The 11,856-nt window shown below is 64.2% G+C and carries 7 protein-coding genes; 4 read left to right on the top strand and 3 right to left on the bottom strand.

All coding sequences use genetic code 11. From position 1 onward, the window contains the following. Positions 1-488: 488 nt before the first annotated feature. From ACY693_RS07555 to ppsR, 3 genes are all read right to left on the bottom strand, one after another. A complete protein-coding gene (locus tag ACY693_RS07555) occupies positions 489-1,727 on the bottom strand; it encodes a geranylgeranyl diphosphate reductase (protein ID WP_462321220.1) in 1,239 nt (412 codons plus the stop codon). A 51-nt stretch (positions 1,728-1,778) separates the two neighbouring features. Further along, complete coding sequence (chlG, locus tag ACY693_RS07560; protein WP_462321221.1) at positions 1,779-2,669, bottom strand: chlorophyll synthase ChlG; 891 nt, start codon at positions 2,667-2,669, stop codon at positions 1,779-1,781. Between the two features lie 199 nt (positions 2,670-2,868). After that, complete coding sequence (ppsR, locus tag ACY693_RS07565; RefSeq protein WP_462321222.1) at positions 2,869-4,311, bottom strand: transcriptional regulator PpsR; 1,443 nt, start codon at positions 4,309-4,311, stop codon at positions 2,869-2,871. A 465-nt stretch (positions 4,312-4,776) separates the two neighbouring features. Here ppsR and bchF point away from each other — a divergent pair, with 465 nt between their 5' ends. From bchF to ACY693_RS07585, 4 genes are all read left to right on the top strand, one after another. Next, the gene (gene bchF / locus ACY693_RS07570; protein WP_462321223.1) at positions 4,777-5,298 is read left to right on the top strand and encodes a 2-vinyl bacteriochlorophyllide hydratase; all 522 of its coding nucleotides are present in this window, start codon (positions 4,777-4,779) and stop codon (positions 5,296-5,298) included. Positions 5,299-5,360: 62 nt separating this feature from the next. Then, entirely contained in the window at positions 5,361-6,611 is a 1,251-nt protein-coding gene (locus tag ACY693_RS07575) for a ferredoxin:protochlorophyllide reductase (ATP-dependent) subunit N (protein ID WP_462321226.1), read from the top strand. Positions 6,612-6,633: 22 nt separating this feature from the next. Further along, positions 6,634-8,223: a ferredoxin:protochlorophyllide reductase (ATP-dependent) subunit B gene (bchB, locus tag ACY693_RS07580; RefSeq protein WP_462321224.1), complete on the top strand. Its 1,590-nt coding sequence runs from the start codon at positions 6,634-6,636 to the stop codon at positions 8,221-8,223. Further along, positions 8,198-11,856, top strand: a 3,659-nt coding sequence (locus ACY693_RS07585; protein WP_462321225.1) for a magnesium chelatase subunit H, incomplete at its 3' end; no start/stop codon positions are given. The genes bchB and ACY693_RS07585, both read left to right, overlap by 26 nt.

The raw sequence follows: 11,856 nt of genomic DNA on the forward strand, positions 1-11,856 counted from the left end.
TTGCTGGACACCGCGCGGGACGCACCCTGACGACCGTCCAACTGCTCTTTCTAGGCTAAACGCTCACTGAAGCGCGCAGCAAAGGGCCGTACAAGGCAAGGATGCCTCAGGGGGCGTTAGCGGGGTGTCAGGGGCAAGGAAGGCGTCAGGAGCGCGTACGGGGCTCGAAGGGCTGCCTTGGCCTCGGTCGAAACGGTCTGACACTCGGTGGGCGTCACCCTGGCTGTGCAGTCAGGGTGGCGCTTGGACTCAGGGGCTCAAGGAGCCCAAGGAGCTAGAGGGCGGGCTCAGGGCGAGCCTTAGGCAGGGAAGGGCATTAGGCGATTTCTGTCAAAGCTCATACCGCCTTGCTTGTCTTTTCGCTCGCGCTCTTCATCGCGCCGCCGGTCACATAGCCCGGCTGGTAGCCTGACTGGGCTCCCGGCGACGCTCCTTGAAGGCAAGCGAATATCCTGTGCAATTCGGTACGAGCGTTTCCGACAATCGCCTTAGTCAGCGCGGCGAGCGGCCTTCTGCCAAGGTGAGACGATGCCGAGCAAATGGGCCATGTCCTTGACGAAGATGCGCAGATGCGCGGCTGGCTTGGCCCGTACCAGCCGTTTGTGCATATAGGCCTCCCAAGTGAGGTGCTGGATGTCGGGGTCGTCACAGAGGCTGACGAAGCGCTCACGGCGCTTGTCGCTCTTGTACCAGAAGCGCTGCATGATCCCGAGTATCCAAAATACGCGCCCATGTGCCTTCATGAAGCGCCTGCGGGCACTGGCCAGGGCCTTGGCCTTGCCGGTGAGCAGGAATTCCTCGACGGCATCGCCAGCGAGGCGTCCGCCGACGAGGGCATAGTAGATCCCTTCACCCGAGGCTGGTGCGACGACACCGGCGGCATCGCCGGCGAGCACGACATCACGGTCGTTGTCCCATTTCTTTAGCGGATGGAGCGGAATGGGTGCGCCTTCTCGGCGCAGAGTCTCGCATTGGTCGAGGCCGGTCTCCTTGCGCAGCTGATCGACCGCGTCGTGCAGCGAAAAGCCCTTCAGCTCGGTGCCAACGCCGATGCTGGTGGTCTCGCCGTGCGGGAAGATCCAGGCGTAGAAGTCGGGAGAGAGCTTGCCCTGGTAGTAGACATCGCAACGGGTTGGGTCGAAGTCGTGCAGCCCCTTGCCGGAGGTTGGGGCCGGCGAGCGAACGATCTCGTGATAGGCAGCGACATGTGGGAGCTCCTTGGCGCCCGGTACGCATTGCTTGGCGACCGACGACATGGCGCCATCGGCACCGATGACAGCGCGTGCTCGCACTGTTTCGGTTGTGCTGCGCTCGCTGGCCTCGGCTGGGCGAAACTCCACCAGCGCCGTGCCGTCGTCGTCGCGCAGCAGTCGGGTAAAGGTGCCATTGCGGCGCTCGGCGCCGGCGGCCGCCGCGCGCTCGCGCAGCCATTCATCGAAGGGCTCACGGTCGACCATGCCGACATAGCCCCCATTGATCGGCATATCGACATGACGATCGCTCGGCGCCACCATCCGCGCGGAGCCGATCTTTGCCACCAGCTGCTCGTCTGGGATCTCGAACTCCTCGATGGCCTTCGGCGGGATCGCGCCGCCGCAGGGCTTGATGCGGCCGGGGCGATCCAGGAGCAGTACCTTGCGCTTGCGCTTGGCTAGGTCGGTTGCAGCGGTGGCGCCAGCCGGGCCGCCGCCGACGACCACCACGTCATAGGTCTCGGAGCTCACCATCAATCTCACCTTTGGGGTCTTGCTGTTGTTGGGGGCTAGGGGCGGGCTGCATCAAGGCGTCGCCATGATCACCGCGCGCGCTGCGAAGGCGCTCACCATCATGCCGCTCACATAAACCGTCACGCCGAGCGCGCTCAGCCAGGTTGCACGCGCGACGGGGTCCTCGAGGAATCGGAACATCAGCGTGATCTGCACCATCACCAGACCGGCAACGGCCGCAGCATGGACCGGTTGCATCCAAGAGAATAGGAGGCCGACGACGATCAGCTGAGGGACGATCATGACGATACAGGCCACCCAGGCCGCGCCCCTGACGCCGAGTTGCACCGGCAGCGAGCGAACGCCCATCTGCTTGTCGCCCTCGATCGCCTTGAAGTCGTTTAGGGTCATGATGCCATGGGCGCCGAGCCCATACAGGAAGGCAAGTGCAAGGATGCGCCAATCCGGCATGGCACCCCCAAGCATGACGGCGGCGCCGGTGATCCAGGCCAGGCTCTCATAGGAGAAGCCGACCGCAGCGTTGCCGAACCAGCCGTTCTGCTTCAAGCGCAGCGGTGGCGCGCTGTAGGCCCAGGCCAGCGCAAGGCCGACGACGGTTGCAGCGAACACCCAGGGGCCAAGCACCAGTGCCAGCAGCAACGACATCAGGGTCCAGATCAGCGAGAGCTTGAAACCCCAGTTACCAGGGATGCGGCCCGACGGAATCGGGCGATTCGGCTCGTTGATCGCGTCGACGTCGCGGTCGTACCAGTCGTTGACGACCTGGCTGGTGGCGCACAGCAGCGGGCCGGCCAAGATGACGCCTGCCAGCAGCAGAAGCCAATTGTCGAAGATCGAGGCACCGGATGACACCACGCCGCAGGCAAAGGCCCACATCGGCGGAAACCAGGTGATCGGATGCAGAACCTCGAGGATCGCCGAGGGCTGAGGACGGTTTGCCATAGCGGCAGGGGTGGCCGGCTCAATCATGGATGCAGCTGTTGTTTGTCGGGGTCGGTTTGGTATAGACGGAAATCGCGCAAGTGTAGCCTGAAGCACAGGGCTCGAGCGTCCCGCTGCAAGGGAAGCCTGATCAGGGTCAAGGCACCAGCGTCACTTGGCGGTTGTAACGCTGGTGCAGCGATGCAGGCGATCTGAGCGCCTAGGGGCCCCGCGGGGAGGGCTCGTTGCCGCTCTCCCCAGCGGCATCGCTCAGACCGTAGCGTCGCAGCTTGACATAGAGGCTCTGACGGCTCAGCCCGAGCAGCTCGGCGGCTGAGGCGCGATTGTCGCCGGTCAGCTCGAGCGCGGCCTCGATACAGAGCCGCTCGATCATATCGGAGGATTCGCGGACCACCTCTTTCAATGGCACGCGTCCGACGAGCTCGGTGAGATGCTCGACCGAGCGCGGCAGCGCCTGCTCGGCGCCGCCGTCGGCGGAGACACGCCGGTCAACGTTGCGGATGATGAAACCGAAGCTGGGCTGCTCGCCGTTTTGGACCCCGACCGCGGAGATCTCGACCTCGCTGCTGGCGCCGTAGTCGCTGCGCACGGTGGTGGCAAAGAGACGCACGGCGCCGTGCTGGCGGAGATTGGCGAGGAGCACGTTGAGGTCGACTCCGGGTCGACCGAGCCAACGGTCGAGTGATTCGCCGCGGACCTGATCCTCATTGTTGACTTGGATCAGATCCAGGAAGGCGGCATTCGCGTTGAGGATACGGCCGTCCTGCGAGGTGACGACGATGCCATCCGGGGCTCGGTCCATGATCTTGGCAAGGCCCGAACGCGGCTCGGTGCTCTCTGCTGTGCCCGCGGAGGGTCGACTGACCTGCACTAGCCGCAGCAGGACCAACGAGGTGTTTTCCTGGCGAATCAGGGCAGCGGAGATACTCAGCTCGGTGCCATTGCGCAGGCGCGCACGGACATCACTTGCGCGGCCTGCAGCGCGGACCCCGGCAACCAGTGACTCGACCGCTCGGGTGCCTGCTTCGTCGAAGCCTTCGGGGAAATGGCGTCCCACCAGCCGTCGCGGATCAGCCGCGAGCAGTGGGCGGGCGGCTGGATTGGCCTCGACGACCTTGCCGGTCGTGGGGTCCATCACGAGCACCGCGTCCGATGAGGAGCGAAACAAGAGCCGATAACGGGTCTCGAGCTGGCGCAGTCGCCAGTAGTCACGCTCTAGCGACTGTTGGGCATCGACCAGCCGCTGTTGCAGCGCGGCAAAGCCTTGCAGGTCACGGCCGACGGCGATGAGGTGGTTGCGGCTGCCGAGACGGGCGGCGCAATAACGCACCGGGACCTCGCCACCGCTGCGCGAGATGTGCGCGAGCTGTTGCCAGATCGGCGCCCCGCTGTCGCTGAGGGCGTCGGCGATCAGGGTCTTGACCTTGCTGCGACTCTCGGCGGTTACGGTGTCGCTCCATGAGCGACCCACCCAATCGTCGGAAACCTGGGCGCCTAGCTCATCGTTGCCCAACGCCATGTCGCGGATCATGCCCTGCTGGTCCAAGATCAGGGCGATGTCTGATACCGAAGCGATCAGGGTCGCAACGCGCTCAGTGTCGACTTTTCCCAAGGCAGCTTGCGGTGCGTCAAAGGCCTTCACGGTTGCCTGCTCCTGACCCCACCATGAGCGCTCTCTGGGCATCGCTGAGCACAGAGCTCGGGACGGATTTTTGGGCAGCGGGCTCGGTGATGGCGCCCGCGCCAGCTCGCTTCACGTCATCACCTCGGCTCCCGTTACCACGGCGGGTCTGTGCTCCCGTCGAGCCTGAAGGAACGGATCAAAACCCATTGAATGCTCATGGGAAATGAACCGCAGCTCCCGCGGCGCAGCGGGCAATTTCGGTGCTTTGTGCCTCGCAATCTGTCGCTGACCTCGGGTCTCGATAGGCCTGGAGCCTATCGAACACGCAGACAGCGAGGTACTTGCGCCGGCGACCCCTTATTAGGTAGTCGCGAGGCAGCCATCTGTCAAGTATTCTTTACGTTAAGCTGAGTTGACATGTTTGGGGATGCAGACTAGATTCCTTATACGGCGGCACTTCCCAAACACTGCTCGAGGAGGCTAATGCGTCAGCCCGTGAAAAGGCATGACCAGCATCAACCGCTTTATACGCCAGAAGAGCGTAAACGGCGCGACGAGACCCCCTGGACCCTGGTTCAGGGCGTACTGGCGCCTTTGCAATTCTTGGTGTTTCTGATCAGCTTGGTGTTGGTGATCCGATATCTCTCGACCGGGGCAGGGGAAACCGCTGCCACGATCTCGATTGTGGTCAAAACTTTGATCCTCTACTTGATCATGATCACGGGATCGATCTGGGAAAAGGTCGTCTTCGGCAAGTACCTCTTCGCGCGTCCGTTCTTCTGGGAAGACGTGTTTAGCATGCTGGTCTTGGCGCTGCATACGGCCTATCTGGTCGCGCTCTTTGGCAATCTGCTGGATGTACATGGACAGATGCTGCTGGCCCTCGCCGCTTATGCCGCCTATGTGATCAACGCGACCCAGTTCATCTTGAAGCTGCGAGCCGCGCGTCTCTCTGCGCAGCGGCTGGATGCGCAGCAGGCTGCATCTGCGGGAGCCGCCGAGTGACTCGCGCACCTGCGACGCCGCAAGCGGATGAGCCGCAGAACTGCAACGCCAGTCCTCTCGGTGTGAGCGCGCGTCCCATCGCGGCGCAGTACGAGCAAGGTCAGCGACAGGTCTTCTGCGGTCTCGCGGGGATCGTTTGGCTGCATCGCAAGATCCAAGACGCGTTCTTTCTGGTCGTTGGCTCGCGCACCTGCGCACATCTGCTGCAGTCGGCGGCGGGTGTAATGATCTTCGCCGAGCCGCGCTTCGCAACCGCTGTGCTCGGTGATCGTGATCTCGCCGGCCTGGCCGACTGTAACGAAGAGCTGGATCGCGTTGTCACCGAGCTGCTGGCGCGCCGCCCTGATATCGGTACCCTGTTCTTGGTGGCGTCTTGTCCATCGGAGGTCATCAAGCTCGACCTCGACAATGCCGCCGAGCGCCTATCGCGCGATCAACAAGGCCGGGTGCGGGTGCTTGCCTATAGTGGCAGCGGCCTGGATACCACCTTCACTCAGGGCGAAGATACCTGCCTGACGGCCTTGGTTCCGGAGCTCCCCGAGGCCCCCGTAGACAGTGAGTCGCTGCTGGTGTTGGGGACCTTGCCCGACGTGGTCGAGGATCAGTTCCGCCGTCTGTTCGAAGCACTGGGTATCCCCTCGCTGTATTTCCTGCCACCGCGGCGTGGCAGCGAGCTGCCGCCCGTCGGTCCGGGGTCAAGGCTGCTGGCCGCGCAGCCCTTTGTCGGCAGCACCGCCGCAGCGCTGGTCGATCGGGGTGCGACCCTGCTGCAGGCGCCTTATCCATTCGGCATCGAGGGTACTCGCGCCTGGTTTGAGGCCGCAGCTGACGCATTCGGGATCTCCGCTGCTCGGGTTGAGGAGGTCACGACCCCCGCTGCCGCCCGTGCCGCACGTGGCCTGGAGCGTTACCGCACAGCGCTCGCGGGCAAGCGCATCAGCTTCCTGCCCGATTCTCAGCTCGAGATCCCGCTTGCCCGTTTCCTTCAGCGCGAATGTGGCATGGAGCTGGTCGAGGTTGGCGTGCCTTACCTGGATCGACGCATGATGGGCGCTGAGCTCGACTGGCTACCTGCCGATGTCCGCCTCACCGAAGGTCAGGATCTGGAGCGCCAGCTCGACCGCCTTCGCGATGATCGGCCCGATCTGACGGTTTGCGGTCTTGGCTTGGCCAACCCGCTCGAGGCCGAGGGGCTGACGACGAAATGGTCCATCGAGCTCGTGTTCTCGCCGATCCACGGCTTCGATCAGGCCGCCGATCTCGCCGAGCTCTTCGTGCGTCCCCTCAATCGTCGCGAGCGACTCGCGTTTTGATTCGTCGGTCCCAATCGATCGCATGCAACTGACTGTCTGGACATACGAAGGCCCGCCCCACATGGGGGCTATCCGCGTCGCTGCGTCGATGCAAGGGGTGCATTGCGTGCTACATGCGCCGCAGGGTGATAGCTACGCGGATCTGCTGTTCACGATGATCTCGCGCAGCGCCAAGCGCCCGCCGGTCACCTACACCAGCTTCCAGGCACGCGACATGGGCGCGGATACCGCCGAGCTGGTGCGCAAGACGCTACGCGAAACGGTTGAGCGTTTTCAGCCGCGTGCGCTGCTGGTCGGTGAGGCCTGCACCGGTGAGCTGCTGCAGGACCAGCCTGCGGCCTTGGCGCAAGGGATGGGCTTCGACTGTCCCGTGGTGCCGCTCGAATTGCCTGCCTTCACGCGCAAGGAGAGCTGGGGCGCGAGCGAGACGCTTCTCCAGCTGGTCCGTGGTCTGCTGCGCGGCCAGCCGCTGCGCGAGCGTGATCCGGCCGCCGAAGGTCGTCGTCCCCGCGCCAACCTGCTCGGCGCCACGGCGCTCGGCTTTCGCTGCCGTGATGACGTCGCCGAGGTCACCAAGCTGCTCGACAGCGCAGGTGTGGACGTGAATCTCAGTGCCCCCGCCGGCGCGTCGCCCGAGGATCTGCTGCGAATTCCAGAGGCCGACTTCAATATCTGTCTCTACACCGAGATTGCGCAGAGCACCTGTGTCTGGCTCGAGCGGATGTTCAAACAGCCTTGGGTGAGGACAGTGCCGATCGGCGTCGGCGCGACCCGCGACTTCCTGCAAGAGGTCGGTGAGGTTGCCGGGATCGACAGCAGCGCCGCGATCGCTGCCGGGCGCACTCGGCTGCCTTGGTTCTCCCGCTCGGTCGATTCGACCTATCTGACCGGCAAGCGTGTCTTCATCTTCGGTGATGCCAGCCACGTGATCGCTGCCGCCCGCATCGCCACCGAAGAGCTAGGCTTCGAGGTCGTCGGCCTGGGCAGCTATAGCCGTGAATTCGCGCGCGAGCTGCGAGCCGCCGCCGAGCGTTATGGCATCGAGGCACTGATCAGCGATGACTATCTCGAGGTCGAGGCAGCAGTGCTTGACCTTGCGCCCGAGCTGGTGCTCGGCACGCAGATGGAGCGCCATATCGCCAAGCGCGCCGGTATCCCCTGCGCGGTGATCTCGGCGCCGGTGCATGTGCAGGATTTCCCGGCGCGCTATGCCCCACAGATGGGCTTTGAGGGCGCGAATGTCATCTTCGACACCTGGGTCCATCCCCTCATGATGGGGCTGGAAGAGCATCTGATCACGATGTTCCGTGAAGACGAGGAGTTTCATGACGAGGCGGTCGCCTCCCACCTCGGGTCCGGCAGGGGCTCTGCACCAAGCGCGGAGCCGGCAGCGCGACCCCTGGCATCGGCCGAGCCAACCACGAGCGCGGACGGCATCGGGGCTGATGCTGCGCCGGTGTGGGAGCCAGAGGCTGAGCAGGAGCTGAAGAAGATCCCCTTCTTCGTTCGCGGGAAGGCCCGTCGTAACACAGAACGCTTCGCCGCCGAGTGCGGTGTCGCCAGAATAACGGTCGAGACACTTTACGATGCCAAAGCCTACTTCGGTCGTTGATACGACACCCGTCAACGTTGTCATTGTGACGCTGGATAGCCATCTTGCCGGAGCTGTCGAGCGCGCGCGTCCGGCCCTCAAACAGCAATTGCCTGGGCTCAATCTCACGCTGCATGCTGCCGCTGAGTGGGACGACAATAAAGACGGTTTGGAGCGCTGTGCCGGCACGGCCCGAGCAGACGACCTCTGTGGCCGCTGTCATGCCAACGGCGAGTGCAAGCTGCAGCGCTGTCGCGCGGATATCTCCAAGGCCGATATCGTCGTGACAACCATGTTGTTCATGGAGGATCACATCAAGGCCGTGCTGCCCGCGCTTCAGGCCCGGCGGGACCATTGCGACGCGATGGTCGGCTGCATGTCTGCCGGGGAGATCATGCGTCTCACGCGTCTGGGCACGTTCACGATGGATGGCTCCCAGAGCGGCCCGATGGCGATCCTGAAGAAGCTGCGCGGTAACCGGGGTCGTGAATCCCAGAGCAAGGATGCGAGCGATGGCGCCCGGCAGATGGCCATGCTGCGACGCATCCCGAAGATCCTGCGCTTCATCCCCGGCACGGCGCAGGACGTGCGCGCCTACTTCCTGGTGCTGCAATATTGGCTCGCCGGCTCGGACGAGAATGTCGCCAACATGGTCCGGCTGCTGCTCGATCGCTATGCCGCAGGTCCGCGCGAGGGCATGCGTGGCAAGCTCAAGGCGGCCGCACCTGCAGAGTATCCGGAGGTGGGCGTCTTTCATCCGCGGATGAAGGGGCGCATTACCGACCAGGTCAGCAAGCTGCCGGCGAAGAAGGGCACCACCGGCACGGTGGGCCTGCTGGTGATGCGCTCTTACGTGCTCGCCGGCAATACCGGCCACTACGATGGCGTAATCAAAGCGCTCGAGGCGCAAGGGCTGCGCGTGATCCCGGCCTTCGCGAGCGGGCTCGATGCCCGTCCGGCGGTGGATAAGTTCTTCTTCCGCAATGATCAGTGCATCGTTGATGCGGTGGTCTCGCTGACCGGCTTCTCGTTGGTCGGTGGGCCGGCTTATAACGACGCGGCTGCGGCGCAAGAGGTTCTGGCTCGGCTCGACGTGCCCTATCTGGCCGCGCATCCGGTCGAGTTCCAGACCCTCGAGCAATGGCAGGCCTCCGAGCGCGGACTGATGCCGGTCGAGGCGACCATGATGGTGGCGATCCCGGAGCTCGACGGCTCCACGGGCCCGATCGTCTTCGGTGGTCGCTCGGCCGCGGCCGGCGACGATCGCACCCGCGACATGCAGCCCCATCCGGAGCGCGCCAATACCCTGGCCGCCCGCGTTGCCCGGCTGATCAAGCTGCGCCAGACACCAACAGCCGAGCGCAAGATCGCGATCGTGCTGTTCAACTTCCCGCCCAATGCCGGCAATACTGGCACCGCCGCCTACCTATCGGTCTTCGCCTCGCTCTATCGCACCCTGCAGGGCTTGAAAGACGAGGGCTATCAGGTTGAGGTGCCCGACAGCGTCGATGCGCTGCGCGAGCGCATCATCAACGGCAATGCCGCCCAGTACGGTGCCCATGCCAATGTCTTCACCCGCATCCCGAGCGATGATCACGTCCGCCGCGAGCCCTACCTCGCCGAGATCGAAGCGCAATGGGGTCCAGCACCGGGCAAGCAGCAGAGCGATGGCTCGTCGATCTTCGTGCTCGGTGAGCAGTTCGGCAATGTCTTCGTCGGCGTCCAGCCAAGCTTCGGCTATGAAGGCGATCCGATGCGGTTGTTGTTCGACAAGGGCTTTACGCCGACCCACGCCTTCAGCGCCTTCTGCCGTTTCCTGCGCGAGGACTTCGCCGCCAACGCGGTGCTGCACTTCGGTACCCATGGCGCGCTCGAGTTCATGCCCGGCAAGCAGGCTGGGATGTCAGGCGCCTGTTGGCCGGATCGTCTGATCGGTGATCTGCCCAACCTCTATCTCTATGCGTCGAACAACCCCTCTGAGGGCACCATCGCCAAGCGCCGTGCGGCAGCCACGCTGATCAGCTATCTGACGCCGCCGATCGCCAATGCTGGACTCTATCGCGGTCTGGTCGATCTCAAGGGCTCGATCGAGCGTTGGCGTACCCTGGACCCCGATGCACCGGCCGAGGAGCGCAATGAGCTCGCCTCACTGATCCAGGCGCAGGCCGCCGAGCTGGACCTGGCGACCATGGCCTCCGATGAGGAGCCAGAATGGGACGCTAGCGCTGGCGAGCGTATCCAGCACCTCACCGATGAGCTGCTCGAGCTGGAGTACACGCTGATCCCGCATGGGCTGCATGTCGTCGGCCAGCCGCCGAATCCCACCGAGCGGCTGGATATGCTGATGGCGGTGGCCGAATCGCGCATCGACCCCGAGCATCCGATCGAGCTCAAGCGTGAGGCCGTCGAGGCCCTGGTCAATGGCGGGGCCCCAGCGCTAGCGCTGCAAAAGGGCGGCATGGAGGTCAATGAGGCCAGCCTGAAGCTGATGGAGGACCTGGCCAGCTACGACAAGCTGCTCAACGAAGACCATGAGCTGCCGGCGATCCTGCGCGCGCTCGAGGGTCGGTTCGTGCGGCCCGCGCCCGGTGGCGACCTGCTGCGTACCCCCGAGATCCTGCCGACCGGCCGCAATCTGCACGGCTTCGATCCATTCCGTATCCCGAGTCCGTTCGCGGTGCGCGAAGGGGTGCGTCATGCACAGCAGCTGCTCGACCGCCATGTCGCGGACAACAACGCGATCCCCGAGTCGATCGCCTTGGTCCTCTGGGGAACCGACAACCTGAAGACCGAGGGTGGTCCGATCGCGCAGGCGCTCTGGCTCATCGGTGCCAAGCCGCGGCTCGATAGCTACGGCCGTGTCGGTGGTGCCGCACTGCTGTCATTGGAGACAATCGGGCGTCCGCGCATCGCTGTGGTGATGACGCTCTCCGGTATTTTCCGTGATCTTTTGCCGATCCAGACTAAACTCTTGGCAGAGGCCGCCTATCTGGCGGCGGTTGCCGACGAGCCGATTGAGCAGAACTTCGTCCGTAAGCACACCTTGGCCTATCAGCAGGCCCACGACTGTGACCTCGAGACGGCTGCGCTACGCGTGTTCAGTAATGCCGACGGCGCTTACGGCTCGAATGTCAACCATCTGATCGATAACAGTGGATGGGATGAGGAGGACGAGCTGGCCGAGACCTACACCCGCCGCAAGTGCTTCGCCTACGGGCGCGCCGGTGCGCCGGTGCGCCAAGCGGAGCTCTTGAAGAGCGTGCTCAGCGATGTGCAGCTGGCCTATCAGAACCTGGACTCGGTCGAGCTCGGTGTGACCACCGTGGATCACTACTTCGACACCCTGGGCGGTATCAGTCGTGCGGTGAGTCGCTCCAAGGGCGGCGATGTACCGGTCTATATCGGTGATCAGACGCGCGGCGATGGCAAAGTCCGCACCCTGGCCGAGCAGGTCGCGCTCGAGACCCGCACCCGGATGCTGAACCCAAAATGGTACGAAGGCATGCTCGAGCACGGCTACGAGGGTGTGCGCCAGATCGAGGTCCATGTCACCAATACCATGGGCTGGTCGGCGACCACGGGTCAGGTTGCTCCCTGGGTCTACCAGCGCATGACCGAGACCTTCGTGCTGGACGAGGAGATGCGCGAGCGCCT

Source organism: Halochromatium sp. (assembly GCF_054919635.1).

Coding starts and splice junctions, on each gene's coding strand:
- ACY693_RS07555 (WP_462321220.1), bottom strand. CDS start 1,727: ATGGTGAGCTCCGAGACCTATGACGTGGTGGTCGTCGGCGGCGGCCCG.
- chlG (WP_462321221.1), bottom strand. CDS start 2,669: ATGGCAAACCGTCCTCAGCCCTCGGCGATCCTCGAGGTTCTGCATCCG.
- bchF (WP_462321223.1), top strand. CDS start 4,777: ATGCGTCAGCCCGTGAAAAGGCATGACCAGCATCAACCGCTTTATACG.
- bchB (WP_462321224.1), top strand. CDS start 6,634: ATGCAACTGACTGTCTGGACATACGAAGGCCCGCCCCACATGGGGGCT.